This is a genomic window from Asaia sp. W19 (assembly GCF_003994335.1).
Lineage (GTDB): Bacteria > Pseudomonadota > Alphaproteobacteria > Acetobacterales > Acetobacteraceae > Asaia.
Map to the genome: position 1 here is coordinate 175,024 of NZ_PNQZ01000013.1, position 24,044 is coordinate 199,067.

Below are 24,044 nucleotides of genomic sequence, written 5' to 3' on the forward strand. Positions count from 1 at the left end.
GCAGATGAGGCCCGTCAGTCGTGGTGAGGCGCGTCAGCATCCAGCAACTTGACGTCGATGATCATCGCCCCGGAGAAATACATGGGTTTGACGCGATGCTTGATGACGTAATGCCCATTGCCACCCTGGATGTGCACCGGCACCGTAATGTCGTATCCAGAGAGCCGTGCGTCATAGGTGGCATCAGTGCCATTAAGCGCTACCAGGGCGATCAGTTCATCGTTTGTCATAATTTTCTCCGCAAACCGTCTCGGTCCGGGATGAAACGAGACGCCCCGCAACCCGGTTGCAGGGCTTATCCGGTCTGCCAGCCATAGCCGATGAACGCAATGCGGCGCCCCGCGGGCATATCCTGCACCACGATGATCTGACGTTCCTCCAGATAGGCCAGCTGGCGCCGCGCACGTCCCAGTGAATGCGTACCATAGGCTTCTGCAATGGCTTCATCACCGGGGCAGGAAGCACCATCTAATGCGGCGCGCGCCAGGAGCAGAACCACGCCCTGCACGTCCTCGGGCAGGGAACGGGCGATATCGAGTGCCTGGTGCCAGCTTTCCTCCTGCGCCTGCACGAAGCTCGATCCGGACCGCACGCTGGCCAAAAGCAGTCGGAAGGCGCCAAGGTCGAGCACATTGCGGCTGAGCCGTTCGATACGCGCCCGCAGCTGGAAATCCTGGTAAAGCGTCGCCAAAGATCGATAGGCAGAATCTGTCTCGGCGATCACCGCCTCCGTCAACCGCCAGAGCAATTCAGGGGCTGCTTCCGCCTCTGGCACGGCCTCCTCGATCGGAGCGGCCGCGCTATAGGCATCGAGTTGCGCCAGAAGGTCGGGGGTCGGGGCGCGACGCTCTCTCGGGCGGGGCGTTGCCTCAACCACGGGCTCGAGAATCAGGCTGTAATTATCCTCCGCAGGTCGGGCCTCGAAGGGGGTCAGCACGGGGCCGGTGGCATGGCTGGCCGTCTCGACGGTTCCGATCGTGACCATCAGTGGCCTTCTGCTGAGTGCGGGCCCCAGCGCCATGAACTGCCCTCGCGCGAGATCACGGAATCCCTCTGCCGTGCGGCGCTCCATACCCAAGAGATCGGCGGCACGCAGCATGTCGATATCGAGAAAAGTGCGCCCCATCAGAAAGTTCGAGGCCTCTGCCGCAACATTCTTGGCAAGCTTGGCCAGACGCTGTGTGGCGATCACCCCCGCCAGACCACGCTTTCGGCCGCGGCACATGAGGTTCGTCATCGCCCCAAGCGAGAGACGACGCGCCTCGTCAGAGGTATCGCCGCTCGCCACCGGCGCGAAAAGCTGCGCCTCGTCCACAACAACGAGGACCGGATACCAGTGCGCCCGCGGGGCCTCGAACATGCCGTTGAGAAACGACCCTGCCGCCCTGAGCTGCATTTCGGCCTCGACCGACTCCAGATTGAGCACCACAGAGGCACGATGCGCGCGTGCGCGCTCGCCGGCCGCACGCAGCGTGGCCTCCGTCTGCTCCGAGGCGTCAATGACCAGATGACCGTATTTATCGGCCAGAGTAACGAAATCCCCCTCCGGATCGACAATCACCTGCTGGACGAGCGTAGCCGTCTGTTCAAGCAACCGGCGCAGCAGATGCGATTTTCCCGACCCCGAATTTCCCTGCACGAGCAGGCGGGTTGCAAGAAGTTCGGTCAGGTCCAGCTGGACATCCGCGCCGTCTCGGCCACGGCCCATGGTGATGGATACGCTCATGGCGCTGTCCCTAGCGCAAACCGCCCCCGAAGTCAGCCACGATGCGCGGCTTCCTGTTGCGCTGCCAGCCAGCGATCCGCTCCCTCGGCGGCCGCGCGCCCAGTCGCAAAGCAGGCCTGAAGCAGATAGCCCCCGGTAGGCGCCTCCCAGTCAAGCATCTCGCCGGCCACGAACACACCCGGGCGCTCGCGCAGCATGAGATGCGCATCCAGTGCCGCGCGCCTGACGCCGCCCGCTGTCGATATCGCTCTGGCCAGGGTGTCCGGCGCAGTCAGGACAAGAGGACAAGCCTTGATCAGAGCCGCGAGGGCGCAATTGCCCGCGGCCTGTCCCCCTTCATCCATCGACATCGCCTCGCGAATCAACCAGCGCGCGACGGGCGAGAGTCCGAGACGTCGCAGACGATTGGCGTGGCTTTCACGCGCACGAAATCCGCTCAGACGCGCAGCCAGATCCGCCTCGTTCATGCCGGGCCGCAGATCGAGCGCGATGCGCAGACGCCCCTCACGCGCCAGAACCTCGCGCCATGAGGCCGACAAACGATACACTGGCGCCCCTTCGATGCCTGTACGGGTGATGGTGACATCACCGCGCGCGCTCTGGCCCACCCCGCTGAGCGTAACAGAATGCAATACCTCTCCATGAAACTGCGCGTGAAACGCCTCCGGCAAGGCGGTGAGAAAGCCGCAATTGGCGGGTGCCAGTGGCATGACCGCCCCAGGGGGCATGAAGCTGGCCCAGCCACCATCGCTCCCCAGACGCGGCCATGAGGCGCCCCCCAGCGCCAGGATGACCGCGCTGACCTCCCGGGTTACAGCCCCGTCGGGGCTGTCGAAACGAAGCGCGCCCTGCGCATCCCACCCCTCCCAGCGATGACGCAGCGCGAAGCGCACGCCCTGTTCGGCAAGGCGCGCCAGCCACGCCCGCAGCAAAGGAGAAGCCTTCATGGCCTGCGGGAAGACGCGCCCGCTCGACCCGGTAAAACAGGGCTGGCCAAGCGCCTCGGCCCATTGTCTCAGCGCCTCAGGCGGAAACCGGTCGATCATCGGAGCCAGCCAGTCGCGCGCCGAACCGTAGCGGGTGAGGAAATCCTCGAGATTCTCGGCATGGGTCAGGTTCAGTCCGCTGCGCCCTGCCATCAGGAACTTGCGCGCGACACTGGGCATCTGGTCGTACACGACAATCTCACGCCCCAGTGCGTGATGCGATGCACTCAGCCACTCGGCAGCGGCCAGACCAGCCGGGCCGGCCCCGATAATGGCGATGGGTTGTCTCGTCTCCATGAGCGGCATTTAGGCCTCTTCACCAAATAGTGCCATAGACAGTCCCGATTACCCCTTGAGCCTTTCGAGGGAACCGCCACATCATCCGGCGCGCTGCCTGTCAGACCGGTATCAATCGTCTGATCGAGCCTGTTATTCCCTTATCGTGATCCTTCAGGACCGCCCATGATCGCTCTGAACTCAGAAACCCTCTCGACCCTCCCCCCCAGCGTCGAGAGATTTTCCTATGATCGCGCCTCCCTGAAAACCGGGATCGTCCATCTCAGCGTCGGCAATTTCCATCGCGCCCATCAATGCTGGTACGTCGATCGCCTTCTGGCTGAGCCGGGCCAGGAAGGCTGGGGCTTCTGCGGTGTCGGGCTGATCGATGATGCCACCGAACGCCTCAAGCTCGAAGCCTTTCCGGCGCAGGATAATCTCTACACCCTCACCCGCTACGCACCTGATGGCACCGCCCGCCATCAGGTGATCGGATCGATGCTCGATTACCTCTTCGCCCCGGCCGACCCCCAGGCGGTACTGGCGCGCATGGCCGACCCTGCCACGCGCATCGTCTCGCTCACGATTACCGAAGGCGGGTATAATCAGGATCACGCCACAGGGGCCTACAAGCTGGCGACCCCGCTGACACAGCGTGAACTCGCCAATCCTGCTTCCCCTGAATCCGCCTTCGGCTTCATCGTGGGCGCGCTACGCATGCGCCGCGATGCCGGGATTGCCCCTTTCACCGTCATGTCCTGCGATAACCTTCGTGATAACGGCGTGGTGGCCAAGCGCTGCGTGATCAGCCACGCCAACGCCCTTGATCCTGAACTGGGGGCCTGGATCGAGACGCACGTCTCCTTTCCAAGCTCCATGGTGGATCGCATCACCCCGGCGGTGCTCAAGGAGGACGCCGAGCGCGTGAATGCGGAATGCGGTGTGATCGACCGGCTGCCCGTGATCTCCGAGGAGTTCGCCCAGTGGGTCATCGAGGACAAATTCGTCAATGGCCGTCCGGCGCTCGAGACGGTGGGCGCGCAGATGGTCCCCGACGTTCACCCCTATGAGCTGGCCAAGGTGCGCATGCTCAATGCCTCGCACTCCATGCTGGCCTATCCCGGCCAGCTCTCGGGGCTCGAGACTGTGCGCGATGCGATCATCGACCCGCAGATCGGCCATCTGGTCGAGAGCTTCATGACCTGCGATGTCATTCCGCATCTCTCCGCCCCTGCCGGGATGCCACTCCCTGACTATCGCGATCTGATCATCGCCCGGTTCAGCAATCCCGATGTGGGCGACAGGCTGGCCCGCATCACGGGCGATGGTGCCAGCAAGCTGCCGGTATTCCTTGCCCCAAGCTGGAACAAGCTGGTCGCTACCGGGGGCGAGTTACGTCGCATGGCATTCGTTCTAGCCTGCTTCATTCGCTATCTGCATGGGCGCACCGACCAGGGCGAGGCCTTCACCCCGTTTGAGCCGGCACTGTCCGAAAGCCAGCATGCCCTCGCCCGGAGCTGGGACAGCGTGTTCGGCATGACGGTGTTCGAGAGCTTCGCCCTCGAGCCGGTTCATATCAGTCTCATTCGTGAAATGGCTGAAAGCATGGAACAGCGCGGCACGGCTGCCGTTCTGGGTGAGGTTCTGGCAGAGACCGGTTTCACCTCCTGAGTGCTTGGGGCGCGTGGCCACTCTGCCTTTTCTGTATGAAAAGGCGCCTTCATGGTCATGCAATCTGCATTCGCCCGGTATTCTGACCCGCGTTCCACAGGGTCCGATCTACCGAAGCTCAGTGTCCCTAAGCCTGACTCTGGAGGGGGCAGGCTTGCAGGGCGAATTTTTTACGGTATCGGTCTTGCAGTCGCGCTCTGCGCCGTCTCGCCGACGGCGCGCGCTAAGCCACTCGATTCTCTGTCAGGCGCGACAAGCTGGATCAATACGCCCCCCCTGAGCGCCGAAGCGCTCAAGGGAAAAGTGGTTCTCGTCGACTTCTGGACCTATTCCTGCATCAACTGCCTGCGCGAGCTTCCCTATGTCGAAGCATGGGCGGCCAAATACAAACCTTACGGACTGGTGGTGATCGGGGTCCATGCCCCTGAATTTGCCTTCGAGAAAAATCTCGACAACATCCGAAAGGCAGTTGCCCGCTTTCACATTACCTTCCCGGTTGCCGTGGATAATGATCGGGCCATCTGGAATGGGTTCAATAACGAGTACTGGCCTGCGGCATATTTCGTCGGCAGCGATGGCAAGATACAGGCGCATCATTTTGGCGAGGGGGATTACGCTCAGTCCGAGCATCTGATCCAGACCATGCTGCACGAAAACGGCGCGACAGGAGTGCCTGACACGCTGGTTCAGCCCAGAGCGCGCGGAGAACAATCAGAGGCTGATCTCTCCGCCGTCGGGTCGCCCGAGACCTATATCGGCTATGAACGGGCAAACCATTTCATCTCGACGGGCGGCGCCGTTCAGGATTCCGCCAGTGACTACGTGGTCGATACGCCGCCCGCTCTCAACGAATGGGGCCTTACCGGCAACTGGACGATCGGCCCCGAATCCGCACGGTTGAACAGGTCCGGTGGGAGCATTCTGTTTCATTTCCACGCGCGTGATCTGCATCTGGTGTTGGGGCCGAGCAAGCCGGACATGCCGATCAAATTCCGGGTCACAGTCGATGGCCATGCGCCAGGAGCGATGCATGGCAGCGATTGCGACAGCGATGGTCTGGGTACGGTGACGAGCCAGCGCCTGTATCAGTTGGTCCGCCAGCCGGATGACGGTGTAGCGGATCATGTGTTTCGCATCGAGTTCCTCTCACCGGGCGTCGATGCATTCTCCTTCACCTTCGGCTGATGACGGGCAGGCGGCGACAGACCGCCTGCTTCCATACGAACACGCCAAGGTCAGAAGCTGGTCGAGACCGTTCCCGTCATGGTGAAGCGGGCTGCGGTCATGAAGGAGTTACCGTAACCGGTATAGGGCGCAAGACTGCCGCTATAGACGGTGCTGGGGTCCTTGGCGCTGTAGATGGCACCCATCGCCCCCGTGCGCACGATCGAGCCGGTTACATTGGCGAAATTCAGCTTGATCGTGGGCGATTGCGCAATACCGATCGGCTTGAAGCGATAGCCAAGTGAAATCGTGTTGGTCACGAAACCCGGCATCCGCTGATCACCCGCCACACTGACCGACTGCGGACCAGTGTAGTGGAGGCTGGCATTGCCGAAGAACCCTGCGTATTTATAGGTCAGGCCGAAATTCGCGAGCACACGCGGTGCCATGATGGCCTGCGTTCCCTTAGAGTTCAGCATGACATTCGTATAGGGGTCGAACACGTTGCTGTCCTGCACGGCGTGCAGATACTCGACCGAGGCATAGGGGCTGAACCCGTGGATCGGGCGACCCGAGATCATGAAATCAAAGCCACGCATATGCTGGTTGCCGATCGAGAACGGCTTGAACTGGTTCATGCCCAGATACTGATTCACGATGCGGTTGGTGACGTTGTAGTTGAAAAACGACGCATCGAGGATGATGTGCTGATCGTGATAACGGTAGCCCAGCTCTTCCTTGATGGAATACTGGTTTTTCGGGATGGGCACGCTGGTATAGAGCCACCCCAGGTCCACAGCGCTTGGCTGGCGATAATCCCCCTCCGCATTGATGTAGATCTGGCTGTGCTCATCGATGGTGTAGCCGACCGACAGCTGAGGAAGCGGCGCCGTCCGGTTATTGGACATGCGCCCGTACAGATCCTTGTTCCAAGTGTTGGACATGACGAATTTGAACCCGGCCTGGATATCCAGGCGGTCATTCAGATATTTCGCATGATCCTCGATGAACAGGCTGTGGATTTCCGTACCGGCATTCTGCTGATCGCCAGCATCGATGCGATAAGCCGCCCAGTTCGGGCTGGGGGCAGCACCGTTATCCTGCGTATAGCTCGTTGGATAGGATTGTTGAGTATAGTTGTTCTCATACCAGTAGCCAAAAGACAGATGGTTATGGCGGTCCACATCGATCCCGAGCTTGGCCGTTGCACCCCGGCGTTCGGTCGCGCCCTGTAGAAAGTAGCTGGTCACGTTGCGCGTGGTGCCGTCGCTCTGGGTGACAGTGCCACCTGGTGAGGCATCCCACCCGCGTCCGAGGCTGTAATAGGGATGCAGATCAAAGGCGAGGCGTCGCGTCAGGACAATATGGATTGGGGCCGAAAGATAGACCTGGTTCCAGTAATCCGTATTATTTTTCCAGTAATTGATGTTGTTTGAATTGGCCGAACGCCCGTAACCTTCACCCGTATGCTTGTATTTATAAAATTCCTGCTGCGTGGGGTAATTATCGATCGTGAAATCTTCCCAGTTCCATGAAACGAAGGCCTTCGCGAACGATCCATTCTTCCACAGCTTGTTCAGGCCGAAATCCACATGGCGCCGGTCATTGATGCCCGCACCCATCCAGCTGCGGGTATGCGTATTGGAAAACGAGACATAGCCGCGCACGCCGCTATGACCGATCTCGCCCGTCTCGAGACGGATGAACTCACGCGACAGATTATTCGTACCATAGGAGAAATCGACCAGACCGCCGAACTTCCTGTCGGGCGTGTGGGTGGTTTCATTCATCGTTCCGCTTGCCGCCGACATCACCGGCAGCGCCGTCTCGGAACTGCCGGGGGTCAACGAGACGGATTCCACGTTCTCGGTATCCACATTCTCGGTAATGTATTTTGCCGCCGCCGCCGGGGCGCCATCGACCAGAAGGGCCATGTCCAGATCAGTCAGGCCGCGGCTCTGGATCTGCCCGCCCTGCATGCCATAGGGATCCGGTGTGCTGATGCTCACGCTGGGCAGGTTCTGGATCAGGTCCAGTGCCGTGCTGGAAGGGTTACGCATGGAAATATATTCGTGATCGACTGTCTGCACGTTTCGCGGCGCGTGCTCGATACGCATCATGCCCCCACCGCCATTGAGGGCCTGACGCGACGTGGTAACCGAAATCTCCTCTGCTCCCTTGGCTTCCAGGGCATGTTTATGTGGGGTGGTTTTCACCGGGCGTGAAGGCGTAGCTGCGGCGTTGAGCGCATGGATACGGCCGTGACCGGAGACAGGGGCCGTGTTCGTTGCGGCATGAACGGCGTTCTGCGACAGGCAGGTTGCCGAGGCGAGAAGCATCGCGAGCCCGGCCTTGTTTTTCATCCGGCCAATTACGTACGCCATCGAGATCCTCTTCGCAGTTTTGGAAAATTTTCTGAATCATTACTTAGGAGACATAAAGTTACATCTCCAAGCCATCACAACGCAGCTTCCTGTCTGCACGAACACAAGCAGGTATACAAGTCAAAACCAAGTCGTAATGTGACGATAATGGAATGATCTGGATGCGGGTGTGGCATTTCAGCCCTCCCTGCCCGATCCGTCCTGCGCCTTGCAATCGAGGCGGAGAAGGGACGCGAATGAGGAGAAGCGCTTATCAATTCGCCCGCATGCATGAGGGGGCGTCTCGGTGACATGTGCGTATCCCTCTGCCCATGGCGGGTACGACAGGGGGAAACCGGAAACCTGACGCCTCCGGAATGCCGGACATACCAGTCCTTTCGGTGGGTCAGCGAGCCTCGGCGCAAGGCGCGCCTTCGCCGGGCATGAGAAGGGGTCTGGTCGTAACCGCGCGCCGGGCGCGCGGGACAGGGATCTAGAGGTCGATATCCAGCCCGATATCGAGCGCTGTCACGCTGTGGGTAAGCCAGCCAAGCGACAGGACATCTACCCCGGACGCGGCAATCGCGGGGGCAGTCTCAGGGGTGATGCCGCCCGAAGCCTCGGTCAGGGCACGCCCATCGACCATGCTCACAGCGCGCCGCAGCATATCGGGCGCCATATTGTCCAGAAGGTAGACATTCGCCACATTGCATGAGAGCGCCGTCTCGAGCTGATCGAGCGTATCGACCTCGAGGGCCACAGCCATCAGATGCCCGGCTCGCTGTCGCGCCGCCTTCAGCGCCGACACCACGCCGCCACAAAGCGCTATGTGGTTATCCTTGATCAGGATTGCATCATCCAGTCTGTAACGATGATTGCTTCCTCCCCCTGCGCGTACGGCATATTTCTGAACGGCACGCAAACCGGGAAGAGTCTTGCGGGTACAGCAGATACGGGCCTTCGTCCCCTTCACCGCATCCACCACCTGACGGGTCGCCGTCGCGATACCGCTCAGATGCGAGAGCAGGTTGAGCGCAGTCCGCTCGCCACCCAGAACTGTCTGTGCGCAGCCCTCGACCTCCGCCAGGATATCGCGCGGCGCGATACGACATCCATCCTCCTTGAGGATCGTGACGTTGATTGACGGGTCAAGGAGTGTGAATGCGAGACGCACACCGGACATACCTGCGACCACCCCCTCATGGCGGGCGCGAAACACCGCGCGCAGGCGCTGCCCCGGACGGATGACGGCCTGACTCGTGGCGTCGCCCCCGGTACCGAAATCCTCCGCCAGGCCGGCCCGGATGATTGGCTCCCAGAGCAGATCAGGCAGGGGGGGAATAAGTGCGGTCATGCGTATGCTAAGCTCCGTGCCTGGAGGCCTATTTCCTCCAGGGTGAATTGAAAGCGTGCTGTTTCAGCGGGTGACTGGCAGTCAGTGCGCCAGTGGCTCCCCCGGCTTTCCCGTCGACGCAGCGCAGCACCTGCAATCGCCGCACCAACTAACGCGTGATCGTCGCGCTGGACGAGAGGCGCGAGATAGGTCGAAAGCGCCTCGAGCCCCTCATGATCGCGCAATATCCCGGCTCCCTTCTCCATCTGGGTGCCGAAACTGGCCGAGCTCAACCTCCCGGGTCGGACGGGATCCTGACAGGAATGGCGTTCTCGCGCCGCGTTATTCACATCCCATGCCACGGCGCGCCCCATGACGAAGGCTTCGAGCAGGGAGTTGCTGGCCAGCCTGTTCGCGCCATGCAACCCGGTGCAAGCCACTTCGCCACAGGCCCAGAGCCCCGCCAGGCTGGCGCGCCCATGCAGATCGGTCGCGACACCCCCCATGTGATAATGCACCGCCGGGCGAACGGGAATCAGCGCCCGATCAGGGTCGATCCCGTGCTGGCTGCACGACAGGGCAATACCGGGGAACTGACGGGAGAAGACCTGTCGAAAGCCCTTGCCCCCCTTGCTGCTGCGGGCATCGAGGAACACGCGATGCCCCTCCAGACGATGACGTGCGATCGCACGAGAGACACGATCGCGCGGCTGCAGTTCATCGGTGAAACGCGCGCCCGTCTCATCGACCAGAACCGCCCCGGCACCGCGAACCGCCTCGCTGATCAAAGGAGAGCGCCCACCTCTGGTTTCGACATCGAGCGCGGTGGGATGGAACTGGACAAATTCCATATCGGCCAGGCGTGCCCCGGCGCGTGCGGCGGCGGCCAGGCCTCGCCCGGTATTGCTGCCGGGGCTCGTGGCCCCCGCATAAAGGGCCCCTGCCCCGCCACAGGCCAGAATACAGGTGTTGGTTGGAATGAACTGCCCCGTATTGAGCCAGACGCCCCGCACCCGCCCTTCGACAGCATGGATATGATCAAGGGTGACCCCATCGAGCACGACGATACGCGCACTCGCCTTAACCTGCCGGATCAGGGCCTGCATGATCCCTGCCCCGCTGCCGTCACCACGCACATGAGCAATGCGCGCGCGGGAATGCGCGGCTTCGAGATGCAGATCGAGCTGTGTTTCGCTCTTACGGGTAAAGGCGACCCCCCAGTCGAGCAATGTCGCAACCGCAGAAGGCCCCGCCCCGATGATCGCTTCGACGGCCTGCCGGTCGCAAAGACCATCCCCTGCCGCAAGCGTGTCCTGCACATGAAGCGCAACATCATCGTCAGGGCCGATCGCGGCGGCGAGCCCGCCCTGCGCAAGGGCGCTGGCAGCGTCCTCACCCAGAGGGGAGGGGCTGAGCACGACGCAGGGTCGATCCAGATGCAGCGCTGTCGAGAGCCCCGCCAGGCCCGCCCCGGCAATGACCGGCCAGCCCGCGAAGCGGGTGAGCGTTATCATGGCCGCCCCCTCAGACGGCGAGCATACGCTCGACGGCCCGGCGCGCCGGTGCGAAGAGCTCGTCCGGAATGGTGACTTCCTCTTCCATGGTTTCGAGTGCGCGTCGGATGGAAGCGAGCGTAATGCGCTTCATATGCGGACACAGATTGCAGGGACGCACGAACTCAACCGCAGGATTCAGCGCGGCAAGATTGTCGCTCATCGAGCACTCCGTGACGAGCAGCACTTTCTGCGGCTGCTTGACGGCCACGAACTCCATCATCCCTGCGGTGGAACCGGCATAATCAGCTTCGGCGACGACCTCGGGGGGACATTCGGGATGCGCCAGGACCACCACGCCGGGATGCATGCGCCGATACTGGCGTATCTCGAGCGGTGTGAAGCGCTCATGAACTTCGCAATGCCCCGGCCAGGTCAGCATTTCGATACCCGTCTCGTTCTGGATATTCTTCGCCAGGAATTCGTCGGGGATCATGATCACCCGTGGCACGCCCAGGCTCTCGACCACCTTCTTGGCATTCCCCGACGTGCAGCAGATATCCGTCTCGGCCTTCACCGCGACAGAGCTGTTCACGTAGGTTACCACCGGCACCCCGGGATAAGCTGCCTTGAAAGCCCGCACATTCGTGGCCGTAATGGATTCTGCGAGAGAGCACCCGGCCATGGAATCCGGAATGAGAACGGTTTTTTGCGGGTTCATCAGCTTGGCCGTCTCGGCCATGAAATGGACCCCCGCCATCACGATCACCTGCTGATCGAGGTTTTGCGCCTCACGGGCAAGCGCCAGACTGTCCCCACGAATATCGGAGATACAGTGGAAGATTTCGGGCGTCTGGTAGTTGTGGGCGAGAATCACCGCATTGCGTTCACGCTTCAGGCGCAGGATTGCCCTGATATCATCAGCGAAATTCCGCTCCCAGTCCTCACGGGTCATCAACCTGGAAACGGGCTCGTAAAGCGCATCGCTGCGGTCTCTGACGAGGGTCATCTGATCCATGGGATCTACTCCACCGACTTATGCTCTTGTTGAGCATAATAAGAACAAAACTGTCAGGACCTTTACATTGGGGAGCCACACCCGGTTTTCAAAGCCACAATCCTGTGAATTTCATGAAATCCTTACCCGCTCCGTTTCCAGCAGCGCTGTTACTGCCCTGCCCTGCCCTGCCCTGCCCTGCCCCCTTATCGAGCGTCTGCGACCCCTGAGAAACCACAGACCATAGAAGGACCTCAAATCGACCGGGCTATCGGCAGTTTCGACCCCATGAGTTGCCGGGTTCCGATCACCTCCCGCCGGAAACGATAGAGCCGTGCCGGTCGCCCTTGCGCCTGCATGGCAGCTTCCCCCGTTTCCTCCACGAGATCCTGTGCCAGAATCAGACGCCGGAAATTCTGCTTATGAAGCGCGCGCCCGGCTATGGCCTCAACGGTACGCTGCAGCTGCCACAGGGTGAATGTTTCCGGCATCAACTCGAACACCACCGGACGATAGCGTATCTTTGCCCTCAACCGCGCCAGCGCCGTCGCCAGAATGCGCCGCCTGTCCGAAGGCATCGAGCGACCCGGCGCGAGCCATGCCCCAGGATGGCGTGATTCAGGCAGGAGGTTGGCTTCCCAGAGCAGTTCGTATCGATGCAGCACGAGTTCATCGTTCCAGGGCTGCCCGGAAAGGCCGAAAGTCTCCGCGCAACGCCATGAACGCGCCGCGTCGCGCCCTGCCCAGGCAGCAAGGGCGCGCTCAATTTCGGCATCGCGCTGTGCCGTCCCCGCTTCCTGCCGGTCCTCCCATGGGAAATACTCATACAGTCCGCGCCACCCCTCCTGCGCATCCTCAAGGCGGGTGAGCCCCATATAGGAAATGCGGATCAGACGGGGGGCGCCCAAGGTGCTCCCACCATGCGCGTCTTCAGGGGCCGCTACCTCTACGGCGGGATCCGTGCCGCGGGACTCGGCAAAGGTATAAAGCTGCTCAATATGGCCGAGATGACACTGCGTCTGCTGCTCAACCCACAGTCTCATGCCCCGCTGCAGCGAACGATGCGCTGTCTCCAAAGGACCGGAGGGCAGGTTGCGCCCCTGGTCGAGCGTCAGAACGACCGGCCCGTCTTCCGGCACCGCAATCAGCACCGCCACCAACTCAGACTGAATCTCGCTCATGCGCTCACGACACGCCCGGTGGTGAGCAGCAACAGGGCGCGCAGGATCTCCACCGGTGCGGGCGGGCACCCCTTGAGGGCCACATCGCATTGCCGCACCCCATCCAGACCAGCCTCCATGATCCCGCCAAGCACGGCGTAGTTCGTGCCGAAAGGCCCGCTACCCAGAGCACAATTCCCGATTGCCACGATCCCCTTGGGCGACGGCATGGCCGCCCATCGCGCCTGCAGGCAGGGCAGCATGGCCCGTGTCACGACCCCCGTGACGAAAAGAAGCTCCGCATCGAGCGGACTGTCGACAAAGCGGATATCGTGGCGGGCAAGATCATAGGCGGCGCCCTGCAGCGCCATGGCCTCGATCAGGCAGCCATCGCATCCCCCGCCCCCAACCGGATGAAGGGTCAGTGGCCGTGGTGCGGGTGGCAAGGTGTCACGGGGCCGCCATCGATGGGCGTCCAGCAGGGCGCGCAGGAAAATCATGGACAGATCCGCTCACTTGGTTCGATCTGGATTTGACCACAAACATCGCCCCGGAAAAACCCCTCCATGACCCTGGTCTTTGCCCCCCATATCCCCGAACTCTGGCATAGGGATATCTGCGAAGCACCGCATGTCCGACGCTGGCTCGACAACGCGACCCGCGCTTTCGACCTGGGAAGGGTGACGATACGCGACGCCGTGCGCTTCGGAGAGAGGATCGGATTTGTATTTCTCGAAGCCGAGGCCGCGCTTGATGGGCAGAGCATCCCGCGCTTCGCTTTTCTGAGAGGGGACTCCGTAGCCATACTGGTCGTGCTGCATCAGAAGGACGGCCCAAGCCACGTCCTGTTGACATGCGAACCGCGCCTGCCTGTCGCGAAGGCTGAGCATCTCTCCTTGCCCGCAGGCATGATCGATGACGGAACCGTGCAAAGCGCCGCCCTGCGCGAACTCTCGGAGGAAACCGGAATTGAGTTAACACCCTCGGCTGACAACCTGAGATATCTGACAGAAATCACCCTTTCCCCAGGGGGCTGCGATGAGCGGCTGACCCTTTATGCACTTGATCTCAGCCTGCCCCCCGAGGAGAGCGCCCGTCTGGAGAACCGACATACCGGACTTGCCGCAGAGCATGAACATATCACCCTGAGGCTCCTGCCCCTCGATGCCATCCCGGTTCTGTCGGAGCCGGACGCCAAGCTGCTGCTCGCCTATCATCTCTACAAGGCGAGTCAGACCGGCTAAGCCGCCAGGCGGCGTATCGGGCGCTGAACGGAAGCAAGGACAGCGCTCAGTAAGGGCGGTCAAATTTGCCCACCCCATCTTTTTGGCCATGACGATATCCTGAACTTGCGGTAAGCCCAGAGAATGACCCGGACCGACGCCCTTCCCTTTGATGCCGATGCCCTGCTCGCCCTTGCCGCCAGACTGGCGGATGAGGCTGCGACCCTGATCAACGAGATTCGGACAAACGGGTTTGAGACAATCATCAAGGCCGATAAATCGCCGGTAACCGAGGCCGATCAGGCGGCCGAACGCCATATTCTGGCCGGGTTGCGCGAGGCCACCCCTGACATTCCCGCCATTGGCGAGGAAGAAGTCGCGAACGGGCTTTTCGTTGAGCCCGGGCAGACCTACTGGCTGGTCGATCCGCTGGACGGCACGCGGGAATTCGCAGCGGGACGTGATGATTTCACAGTCAATATCGGGCTCGTTCACGATAATCGCGTTTTGCTGGGCGCCATGGCATTGCCCGCCTATGGGCAGCTCTATACCGGCCTCGTGGGAAAGGGGGCCTGGCGTCGTGACGCATCGGGCCAGCATCCGATCAGGGCGAGCCTGCCGCCCGAGAACGGGCTGCGCATTCTGGCCTCGCGCCATTACGCCGATGATCCGCGCCTCAAGGAATGGCTGGCAGGCCGTAAGGTCGGCACGCTCGGCAATATCGGCTCAGCGGCCAAATTCGCTCGCGTGGCTGAAGGGGCTGCCGATTTCTACCCCCGCCTTGGCCCGACCATGGAATGGGATACTGCGGCACCCCAGGCCATTGTCGAGGCGGCAGGAGGTCAGGTTCTGGACGAGCATGGCGCGCCCCTGACTTATGGCAAGCCCGGCTGGTTCAACCCTCCTTTCCTGTGCACCGGTCTCGCAGCCGCAGGAGAACCCAGCGCATGACCGAAATCCTGAAAGCCGACCCGGACGCCATCGCCCATGCTGCGCGGCTTCTGCTTGAAGGCAAACTCGTCGCCTTCGGGACCGAAACCGTTTACGGCCTGGGTGCGCTGGCCACCTCGAACGCCGCTGTTGCCCATATCTTCGCAGCCAAAAATCGTCCGCGCTTCAATCCTCTGATCAGCCATTTTGCCAGCGCCGAAGCCGCCTTCAGGCACGTGGAGCCCACGGATCTGGCGCGCAGGCTGGCAGACAAATTCTGGCCGGGCCCCCTGACCATGATCCTGCCACGCAAAAGCAGCTCGACCATCTGCGATCTTGCAACGGCAGGCCTTCCGACCATCGCCGTCCGTGTCCCACGCGGCAAGACCGCTCTGGCACTGCTCGAGGCCGTGGGCGAACCCGTCGCAGCGCCCTCAGCCAACCCTTCGGGCCGGGTCAGCCCCTCCGACGCCTTCCATGTGCTGCGCAACATGCATGGGCGCATCGATGCCATTCTGGATTCCGGCCCGTGCTCGGTTGGCCTGGAGAGCACGGTGATCGACCTCTCGCGTGAGGTACCTTTCCTGCTCCGTCCGGGCGGAATCACCCTGGAGCAGCTCGAGGAAGTATGCGGCACGATCCGTAACCCCGATGACTACGCCACCAAGCTGCCCGCCTCGCCGGGCATGCTGGCCTCCCATTACGCACCGGCCCTGCCGGTTCGCCTGAGTGCCGATCGGGTCGAGGCGCATGAGGCCCTGCTCGCATTTGGCCCTGCCCTGCCGGGAGCCGGTCTCGTTTACAACCTGAGCGAAAAAGGTGATCTGGAAGAAGCTGCGGCTCGGCTCTTTGCCGGGCTGCGCTTTCTGGATGGTGAAGGGCAACGGCGCGGTCTCAAGACCATCGCCGCCATGACCGTCCCCCGCCACGGGTTGGGTCTTGCCATTCTCGACCGGTTGCGCCGCGCGGCGAGCCCACGCCCCCTGGCCGGTGGGGACGATGATGATCTGGAGAGCATGATCGGCTGATGTCCGGCTCATTCGACCCGAAGGAACTCAAGGTTCTGTCGGATATCCTCGCGCTCGTTCTGGAGGAGCAGGAGGGTCAGTCCGCTGCTGCGCTCAACGCGCTGCGCTCTCGCGCGAGAAAAAGCGGCATGACCGGCGGGGCGCTCAAGAACCTGTTCGTCGCCATCGCGCCGAACCCACCCCAGCGCGCCAAACCCAAGCCAAGAGCCCCCAAGGCGGAAACAGGTGCGGAAGCGCTGGCCGCCCGTCAGCAGATCGTAACCCTGACCAATAATCTGCGTCAGATGGATCTGGAATTGCGCAATTCTCGGGCACGGCTCGAATCGGTCCGCTCGGAACTTTTCCAGACCCAGCAGTCACGGGCCGAAATGCAGTCGCGCCTCATGACACGCGAGGCGCGCAAGCCCTATTTCAGCGTGCTGATCTGGTGCGGGTTTGCAGCCGGGGTGCTGATTGGCATCGCCGGAACACAGTTCATCCACTCGGTGATCGACATCCCGCATATCGATAAATCGATTTATCTGCGCTGAAAACAGACAATGGCAGAGGCGTCATTCAGCCCTGCACCGAAAGGGAAGGAGGGCGCGTGACCGCCATTCCTTCCAATCTATTCATTCAGGCCTCCTGGCGCGGCGAGATACTTCACACAGAACGCGCCGGTGATTGCCCGCCTCTGCTCAGTCCCGTACCCCGCCCATGATCGGCGTCAGATGGGCCTGACTTCTGCTTCTGCGCCGCACAGGCGGCCTCGGCTGGCAGGAGACGAAGTACAGCCCTATGACAAAGATCAGGTTCGATATGGTGAGAAAGAGGTCGATGAGCATCATCGACCCTGGACCGGCAATCCCCCCCCAAAGCGAGACGCCGAGAAACACCACATTGACCGGCCTCATGCCAAACAGCAGCGAACGCAACGGATTGGCCTGACCCGGCCTTACCAACTGCCTCATACGCATGATGCCCATATAGAAGGCGATCAGCAAAAGCAGGTTGAGGATATTGAAGACCGAATTCCCCAGTGATGCATAACCGGCGACGCTCAGAATGACGATCGCCGCCACATAGAAAAGGATCGAGCCCAATTGCAGGCTCATGCCCAGTTCTGCGGCAGGCATCCGTTCGGGCAGCCTGTCCGCGACGGGCTGGAAAACAGTATCGAGAAGCCAAAGATCGGCCTGATTGACGCGTTCGACAAAGCTAGACATGGGGCTGATTTACCGGGGTGCCCGCCAAAACGCATCTTTTTTCTACGTTGCGGCGCTACGTTGCGGCTGCAGCGGCAATTATGGTTTGCGCCAATCAGGACACCTCGTCCCGCGCATCGCACATCTCGAGCAACGCCCCCACTGGTCGGACCGACCGGCACATCCGCGCCTGAGCCGTCTCGCATTCCTGCGGCAGTGACGGCCAGTCATGGGGCCCTTGCTGCGGAGATTCATGTAATCGTTGCAATAGTTCAGCATTCTTTTGACAAAACCGCGCTTGCTGCCGATCATGGTCGTTCCGGAATCATAAAGGCCTGCATGTATGTCCCTCCCCGTTCTGGTCAAAAAGCTCTGCAAGTCCTGGGATGACAAGACTGTACTGGACGATATCAACCTTGCGCTCGCGCCAGGCAGCATCACTGCCCTTCTCGGGCCGAACGGTGCCGGAAAAACCACGTTTATCGGTTGTCTCCTAGGCCTTCTTGCGCCGAGTTCCGGCTCGGTCGCTCTATGGGGGCAGCCAGCGGATGCTCTAAGCGACGAGACACGGCAGCGTATCGGCTTCGTTCCCCAGCTCATGACGGGCCTCACCTGGTTCCGCGTGCAGGAACTCAAGGACTACACGGCCTCCTTCCGCAACAGCGCGGGCACGTCCCTGCATAGCGCTGTGACAAGCCAGGAGGCGAAGCAATGGGAGGATTGGGCCGATCTTGACCCCAAGGCGCGCCTCTCCACCCTCTCGGGCGGCGAACGCCAGAGGCTGGCCATCGTCCTTGCCTTGCGTTTCTCCCCCGAACTGATCGTCCTGGATGAGCCCGTGGCAAGCCTCGACCCTATGGCGCGCCATGACTTCATCACATTACTGGCTCAGACCGTGAAGCGACATGAAACAACGGCGCTGATCTCATCCCATATCATCTCGGATCTCGAACAGATCTGCGACCGGTTTATCGTTTTCAAAAAAGGGCATCTCATCAATGATCTGAGCGCAGAGAGCTTCGCCAGTGAGATACGCTATCTCGCCAGTCGGCCCGTTTCCGAACTGGGTCTGCACGTGATGGCCGATCTCCCGGATGGCAGCGTCTGGGTGAAAGGCTGGCATCCGAAACTCGATGGAATCGGCCTGCCTGTGCTCCCCGGAGATATGGAATCCTGCTTTCTGGCGCTGACCCGATGATGCCCCTCACGCCCCAGGCGAAGAGCCAGGCGCTGCGAGACTGTCTGCGCGCACTGCGCCTCTACGCCTCACCCGTTTTTCTGAGACAGAACCCGATGGTCGCGCTCGGCACGATCTATGGTGTGCTTTGCCTATCAAGCGCCGTACTATCGCGACACGGGGAATATTGGCGTCACGGCTATTACACCCTTCCCCCTCTCCTGGCAGCATTGTGGTGGGTTCTGTTATTCAGCGGGTTTTCAGCAATCACCACCCATTACTGGCGCCAGATGCGCGCATTGCCGAGTTTCCTCATGCCCCGAATGGGGCGGGCCGAGTATCGCGCAGTCCATCTGGCAGCCCTCTTCGCCATCACGCTATTCTCGATTCCCCCATTGCTGACAGGCGCCCCGTGGCTCAACACGCTCCTGCTTGAGGCAATTGCCCTTGTTCTATGGTCCGAGCCTCTCCCAAGCGAACGCGCGACCTCGTTCAAGCGCCTGCTGAAGCCCCGCACGGCCTTGTCGATGCTCGGTTTCTTCATCCTCCTTGTTCCCAAGATGCAGGCTTATCTTTTCTCCGCACCTGCTTCGGTTGCCTTACTCCTGATAGCGCTCTGTTGCGGGGTCACCCTGCTGGCCTTCAGGCATCGAACCCCGGAATGGCCCCCGGGCGCCTCGGAACATACGCCGTCTTCCCCCCTCGCCCGTCTGGTCAAGCAGCATTCCTCAGGATCGCTTCTCCCCCGGGGAATCAAGGCGTTGACGAGACTATGTCTGTGGCGCCCCTCATGGCTTGTCCGACTCCCGCTGATCGACCCGATCAATACGGAGAGACCAATCGCCTTCGCGCTCTCGGTCGCTACCCTTACCCTCGTTTTCGTGGTTTTAGGTCAGGGTATTGCGCTTGTTTCCGATGGGGTAAGGCCCAGTTTCGCTGCCGTCGTCTCCCGTCTTCCAATAATGGCACGTCAAAGCCTTATGCTATCCGGCATGGGACTGATCGGCTGGATGCGCAACCGGAGCGACTGGCCCTTTCTGCTGACCCTCGGTCCTTATGGCTCCAAACAGGGCTTTGCACGGGCCGTTTTCCGCTTGCATCTTCAACGAGGCCTGCAGGCCGGTCTGATCGTAGGGCCCCTCCTGGGTCTCACCGTCTGGCTGAACCAGAACATATCGCTGCTCTCAGCCTTTGCTGGAGGTCTGGGCTGCGGCGTGACCTTGCTCGGCGCAAGCTGTCTGCCCAGCCTGGCCTTTTTCATCCCTGCCCTGAACAAACCGAGCGTCGTCATGATCATAGGACTGTTTGCGATGATCGGCCTCCTCCAGATCTCGATCATGGTTCTTTTCGATCCGACGCTCTGGTGGCGCTGGTTGATCCCGGCGGGCTCTTTGGCAGGCAGTTTCCTGCTTGCCTATCTCGCCCCCCTCTTCCTTGCCCGTCAGGACTGGCCCATCGAGCCGCCCCCCTGAGATCCGGTGCCTCTTCGTCTGCCACGGGACATGACGAAAGCGCCTGCCCGCCCCCTGACCAGCTCCGGCATGGACAGAGGGCGACAAACTGTTACGTTCACCCATCGCCCTTCATGTTTTTGCAACCGGGAGTCTTCCATGTCCGTGCTGCCCCTTCTGCGCAACGCGCTTCTTGCAACAAGCCTGCTTGCTGCGCCTGCGTTTGCCCTGTGCGCCTCCGCCCTGCCCGCACAGGCAGCCGAGACAGCCACGCCGCATCCCGCGACAGCCATGGACAGTGCCGTGCGCGAAACTCTCCCCAACGGCTTGCGCGTGGTGATCGTTCCTGATCGTCTCGCACCCGTGGTGCAGACCCAGATCATCTATCTTGCCGGCTCGGCAGCGGCGCCCGAGGGCTTTCCCGGTACGGCTCATGCCCTGGAACACATGATGTTCAACGGCTCGAAGGCTCTGAGCCGAGACCAGCTTTCCACCGTGAGCGCCCGTATCGGCAATATCAGCAATGCCTTTACCACCGAGGACACCACCCAGTTCTATTTCCAGGCGCCCGCCCATTATCTGGACCTGCTGCTCAAAATCGAAGCCGACCGGATGCGCAATGTCTTACTGAGCGAGGCTGACTGGACCCATGAACGCGGCGCCATCGAGCAGGAAGTCGCGAGGGACGTCTCGATGCCCTTCGAGCGCTACATGATCCAGCAGAACCGCGCCATGTTCGCCGGCACGCCTTATGATCACGATGCACTCGGCACGCGCGAATCATTCGACAAGACCAATGCCCCCCTGCTGCGCAGCTTCTATGACAGCTGGTACCAGCCCAATAACGCGATCCTCCTCATCGTCGGCGATGTCGACCCCACGGCAACGCTTGCCAAGGTCCGCTCGGAATTTGGCGGCATCCCCGCTGGCAAGCTGCCCCCACGCCCGACGATCACCCCAACGCCGGTCAAGGCCCAGACCATCGCAGTCGATAGCGATTACGCGACCGGTATCCTGAGCATTGCCTATCGCCTGCCCGGCTCGGCAAGCCCTGATTTCGCTGCGGCCCAGATCCTGGCCGATGCGTTGGGCAGCCAGCGCGGTGCCCTCTTCGCCCTCGTGCCCCAAGGCAAGGCGCTGGGGACGGAATTTTCCTACAATGCCCATGTGCATGAAGGCGTGGGAAGTGCTCTCGCAGCCTTCCCCAAAGGACAGAAGCCCGACGCCCTGCTGACGGAAATCCGCAATATTCTTGAGACGATCCGAACAAAGGGCGTCCCGCCCGAACTGATCGAAGCCGCCAAGCGCAAGGAAATCGCAGCACTCGAGTTCAACGCGAATAGCGTGACGGCCCTGACCCAGAGCTGGGCCGATGCTCTGGCCTATAATGGCGTCAACTCCCCTGCTGATCTGGTGAAGGCCTATCGCGCCGTCACGCCCGCGCAGGTCAACGCCCTGGCCAGACAAGTGCTCGATCCCGCCCACGCCATCACGGGAATTCTTACACCCTCGGGGGGAAAATCCCCCGATATCAGCGGTGGCAAAGGGCCGGAATCTCTGCTCCCACCACCCAGCAAGAATATCGCTTTGCCAGCTTGGGCGGCGACGGCACTCGCCGATCTGCCCAAGCCCGTACCGCTGACCCAGCCCTCACGCTTTGTGTTGGATAATGGCCTGACACTTCTGGTGCAGCCCGAACATGTCAGTCATACGATCACGCTTTATGGCAGCATCCGTCACAGCAACGACCTGCAGCAGCCCAAGGGCAAGGACGGCGTGGCCGATCTGACGAACGATCTGTTCCTCTTCGGCAGCACGCAGCATGATCGCCTTGCGCTCGCTGCCGCTCTGGATGATCTCGCCTCCGATGCCAGCGGGGGCGTTTCCTTCTCGCTCAGCACACTGAGCGCAAACTTCGACAAGACTCTGGCTCTGCTGGCTGAGAACGAACTGCACCCGGCATTCCCTGCCCAGGCTTTCGCCGTCCTGAAACAGCAGGCCGTCGCCTCGCAGGCCGGAGTACTGCAATCGCCCGGTTATCGCTTCCAGCACGCCATCGCACGCGCGCTTGCCCCTGCTGGCGATCCCTCATTGCGTGAGACGACGCCGCAAACCCTGAGCACCCTGACCCTCGCAGATGTTCAGAATTTCTATAAAGCTGCCTATCGCCCCGACCTTACGACGATTGTGGTTATTGGCGACATCACTCCCGAAAAGGCGAAGGCATCCATCGAGACAGCCTTCGGCAAATGGGCCGCGACGGGACCCAAACCCGTGGTGGATCTGCCGCCGCGCCCCCAGAGCAAGACATCGAAAGCGGTTGTCGAGGACCCGGGCCGCGTCCAGGATTCGGTCTATCTCGCCCAGACCATCGCAAGCGGCGTACATAATCCGGACCGCTATGCGCTTGAAGTTGGCAATGAAGTCCTCGGGGCGGGCTTCTCATCGCGGCTCATGCAGGATCTGCGTGTACGCACGGGCATGGTCTATACCACCAGCAGCGATCTCGCCTGGTCAGCCAATCGTGGCGCATTCCTCATCTCTTATGGCGCTGATCCGGACAAGACATTCAAGGCCCGCGATGCCGCGTTGCGCAACGTGACTGCCATGCAAAACACCCCCGTCTCGGATGACGAACTCCTGAACGCAAAGGCATCGATCCTGCGCTCCATTCCCATGGGGCGCGCGAGCTTCGGGGGGATTGCCGGGCAGTATCTTGCTCTTATTGACTCGGGCCTCCCACTGACTGAGCCCGATGAGCGCGCCAACGCCGTCTATCAGATGAACGCGGCCCAGATTCAGGCTGCGTTCAAGCATTGGCTACGTCCTCAGGACATGGCCCAGATCATTCGCGGTCCTGCACCCAGATAAGTGAAACAAGGGGCGTGGGGCTTTGCCACGCCCTCCTTCGCTGACCGTCCCCTTCACGATATAATCTCAGGAAAATGAAAGCTCCCCTCTCCGGAGAGCCGGTCAGCACCCGGGATCCTCTCCCCGGACGGTCAGAACCCGTCCGGTGCGGCGCCCGAAGACTCGGCAATGGCCTCGCCTTCTTCCCGAAGAAATCCCACCAGATCGCCGCCTGCGGCGGCGCTCAGATCCCGCTCGCTGATCCCATCCAGTGTCGCCGCAAGGAGGCAGGCCTTCGCAGCCTCCTCGGGGGTTCCCCATTGAACGTAATGAGCTTCGATCCAGCTATCGAGCCATTCGTCGATATCCTCGCTGGTCATACTCAGCGCGTCCCGAACAGACGGTCACCCGCATCACCCAGGCCAGGGCGGATATAGCCCTTTTCATCCAGACCACGATCGATCGAACAGGTCACGATTCGGACATCCGGATGGCGTTCAGTCAGACAGGCGACGCCCTCGGGGGCAGCGAGCAGACAGACGAAAATGATCTTGCGCACGCCGCTGGCCTTGATGCGATCAATCGCCGCAGCGGCACTATGACCCGTCGCGAGCATCGGATCGACCACGATGCACTCGCGATCGGCCACGTCATCGGGCAGCTTCATATAGTATTCGACGGCCTCAAGCGTATCGTGATCACGATACAGCCCGACATGTCCCACGCGTGCCGCGGGGATGAGGTCCAGCATACCGTCCAGAATACCATTCCCGGCGCGAAGAATAGAGACAAAGCAGAGCTTCTTGCCGGAAAGCTGGCGGCCTTCCATGGTTTCGAGCGGTGTCTGGATCTCGACAGGTTCGGTGCTGAGATCGCGCGTTGCCTCGTAGCACATGAGCAGGCTCAGTTCGCGTGTGAGGCGACGGAACCCCGCAGTCGAGGTGGATTCCTGACGCAGGCGGGTCAGCTTGTGCTGGACGAGCGGGTGGTCGAGCACGACCACAGAGGGAGGAAGGGCAGTCATGGCGCCAT

21 protein-coding genes are annotated in these 24,044 nt (G+C 61.4%); 9 read left to right on the top strand and 12 right to left on the bottom strand.

Translation table 11 applies throughout. From position 1 onward, the window contains the following. Positions 1-14 precede the first annotated feature (14 nt). The 3 genes from C0V97_RS02405 to C0V97_RS02415 form a co-directional block, all read right to left on the bottom strand. A complete protein-coding gene (locus C0V97_RS02405) occupies positions 15-230 on the bottom strand; it encodes a hypothetical protein (protein WP_127100352.1) in 216 nt (71 codons plus the stop codon). Between the two features lie 65 nt (positions 231-295). Next, the gene (locus C0V97_RS02410; RefSeq protein ID WP_127100354.1) at positions 296-1,726 is read right to left on the bottom strand and encodes an ATP-binding protein; all 1,431 of its coding nucleotides are present in this window, start codon (positions 1,724-1,726) and stop codon (positions 296-298) included. Positions 1,727-1,758: 32 nt separating this feature from the next. Next, the gene (locus C0V97_RS02415; protein WP_233581923.1) at positions 1,759-3,018 is read right to left on the bottom strand and encodes a TIGR03862 family flavoprotein; all 1,260 of its coding nucleotides are present in this window, start codon (positions 3,016-3,018) and stop codon (positions 1,759-1,761) included. 156 nt (positions 3,019-3,174) lie between these two features. Between C0V97_RS02415 and C0V97_RS02420 the strand changes: the two genes are divergently transcribed. Further along, positions 3,175-4,659 carry a mannitol dehydrogenase family protein gene (locus C0V97_RS02420; protein WP_127100356.1) on the top strand — a complete coding sequence of 495 codons (1,485 nt, stop codon included), beginning with the start codon at positions 3,175-3,177 and terminating at the stop codon, positions 4,657-4,659. A 57-nt stretch (positions 4,660-4,716) separates the two neighbouring features. Beyond that, positions 4,717-5,844 (top strand): thioredoxin family protein, encoded by a 1,128-nt coding sequence (locus C0V97_RS02425; protein WP_199751578.1) that lies wholly within the window; start codon positions 4,717-4,719, stop codon positions 5,842-5,844. Between the two features lie 50 nt (positions 5,845-5,894). Here C0V97_RS02425 and C0V97_RS02430 read toward each other — a convergent pair whose 3' ends face one another. The 6 genes from C0V97_RS02430 to C0V97_RS02455 all read right to left on the bottom strand — a co-directional run bounded on the left by C0V97_RS02430 (position 5,895) and on the right by C0V97_RS02455 (position 13,669). Continuing rightward, the gene (locus C0V97_RS02430; RefSeq protein WP_127100360.1) at positions 5,895-8,207 is read right to left on the bottom strand and encodes a TonB-dependent receptor; all 2,313 of its coding nucleotides are present in this window, start codon (positions 8,205-8,207) and stop codon (positions 5,895-5,897) included. A gap of 472 nt (positions 8,208-8,679) precedes the next feature. Then, positions 8,680-9,540 (bottom strand): carboxylating nicotinate-nucleotide diphosphorylase, encoded by an 861-nt coding sequence (gene nadC / locus C0V97_RS02435; RefSeq protein ID WP_127100362.1) that lies wholly within the window; start codon positions 9,538-9,540, stop codon positions 8,680-8,682. Further along, complete coding sequence (locus C0V97_RS02440) at positions 9,537-11,033, bottom strand: L-aspartate oxidase (protein ID WP_127100364.1); 1,497 nt, start codon at positions 11,031-11,033, stop codon at positions 9,537-9,539. The genes nadC and C0V97_RS02440 overlap by 4 nt, the downstream gene beginning before the upstream one ends. Before the next feature lie 10 nt (positions 11,034-11,043). Next, complete coding sequence (gene nadA / locus C0V97_RS02445) at positions 11,044-12,030, bottom strand: quinolinate synthase NadA (RefSeq protein WP_127100366.1); 987 nt, start codon at positions 12,028-12,030, stop codon at positions 11,044-11,046. A gap of 233 nt (positions 12,031-12,263) precedes the next feature. Beyond that, a complete protein-coding gene (locus tag C0V97_RS02450) occupies positions 12,264-13,190 on the bottom strand; it encodes an NrtR DNA-binding winged helix domain-containing protein (protein WP_199751580.1) in 927 nt (308 codons plus the stop codon). After that, a complete protein-coding gene (locus tag C0V97_RS02455) occupies positions 13,187-13,669 on the bottom strand; it encodes an NADH-quinone oxidoreductase subunit B family protein (protein WP_127100368.1) in 483 nt (160 codons plus the stop codon). The genes C0V97_RS02450 and C0V97_RS02455 overlap by 4 nt, the downstream gene beginning before the upstream one ends. A gap of 66 nt (positions 13,670-13,735) precedes the next feature. On the opposite strand from C0V97_RS02455, the gene C0V97_RS02460 reads away from it, so the two are divergent. The 4 genes from C0V97_RS02460 to C0V97_RS02475 all read left to right on the top strand — a co-directional run bounded on the left by C0V97_RS02460 (position 13,736) and on the right by C0V97_RS02475 (position 16,880). After that, positions 13,736-14,413 carry an NUDIX domain-containing protein gene (locus C0V97_RS02460; protein ID WP_127100370.1) on the top strand — a complete coding sequence of 226 codons (678 nt, stop codon included), beginning with the start codon at positions 13,736-13,738 and terminating at the stop codon, positions 14,411-14,413. A gap of 123 nt (positions 14,414-14,536) precedes the next feature. Next, on the top strand, positions 14,537-15,343 hold the full coding sequence (locus C0V97_RS02465; protein WP_127100372.1) for a 3'(2'),5'-bisphosphate nucleotidase CysQ: 807 nt from the start codon (positions 14,537-14,539) through the stop codon (positions 15,341-15,343). Continuing rightward, positions 15,340-16,350 carry an L-threonylcarbamoyladenylate synthase gene (locus C0V97_RS02470; RefSeq protein WP_127100374.1) on the top strand — a complete coding sequence of 337 codons (1,011 nt, stop codon included), beginning with the start codon at positions 15,340-15,342 and terminating at the stop codon, positions 16,348-16,350. Before C0V97_RS02465 ends, C0V97_RS02470 begins: the two co-directional genes overlap by 4 nt. After that, positions 16,350-16,880 (top strand): hypothetical protein, encoded by a 531-nt coding sequence (locus C0V97_RS02475; protein WP_127100376.1) that lies wholly within the window; start codon positions 16,350-16,352, stop codon positions 16,878-16,880. Before C0V97_RS02470 ends, C0V97_RS02475 begins: the two co-directional genes overlap by 1 nt. 147 nt (positions 16,881-17,027) lie before the next feature. Here the strand turns inward: C0V97_RS02475 and C0V97_RS02480 are convergent, their stop codons facing one another. Further along, entirely contained in the window at positions 17,028-17,555 is a 528-nt protein-coding gene (locus C0V97_RS02480) for a hypothetical protein (protein ID WP_127100378.1), read from the bottom strand. Between the two features lie 322 nt (positions 17,556-17,877). Between C0V97_RS02480 and C0V97_RS02485 the strand changes: the two genes are divergently transcribed. The 3 genes from C0V97_RS02485 to C0V97_RS02495 all read left to right on the top strand — a co-directional run bounded on the left by C0V97_RS02485 (position 17,878) and on the right by C0V97_RS02495 (position 23,033). Continuing rightward, positions 17,878-18,732, top strand: coding sequence for an ABC transporter ATP-binding protein (locus C0V97_RS02485; protein WP_127100380.1), 855 nt, complete (start codon positions 17,878-17,880; stop codon positions 18,730-18,732). After that, on the top strand, positions 18,729-20,183 hold the full coding sequence (locus tag C0V97_RS02490) for a hypothetical protein (protein ID WP_127100382.1): 1,455 nt from the start codon (positions 18,729-18,731) through the stop codon (positions 20,181-20,183). The genes C0V97_RS02485 and C0V97_RS02490 overlap by 4 nt, the downstream gene beginning before the upstream one ends. 138 nt (positions 20,184-20,321) lie before the next feature. Beyond that, positions 20,322-23,033 carry a pitrilysin family protein gene (locus C0V97_RS02495; protein WP_127100384.1) on the top strand — a complete coding sequence of 904 codons (2,712 nt, stop codon included), beginning with the start codon at positions 20,322-20,324 and terminating at the stop codon, positions 23,031-23,033. Positions 23,034-23,164: 131 nt separating this feature from the next. Here the strand turns inward: C0V97_RS02495 and C0V97_RS02500 are convergent, their stop codons facing one another. Continuing rightward, entirely contained in the window at positions 23,165-23,392 is a 228-nt protein-coding gene (locus tag C0V97_RS02500; RefSeq protein ID WP_127100386.1) for a hypothetical protein, read from the bottom strand. A 2-nt stretch (positions 23,393-23,394) separates the two neighbouring features. Further along, entirely contained in the window at positions 23,395-24,036 is a 642-nt protein-coding gene (gene upp / locus C0V97_RS02505; RefSeq protein WP_127100388.1) for a uracil phosphoribosyltransferase, read from the bottom strand. Positions 24,037-24,044: the final 8 nt, after the last annotated feature.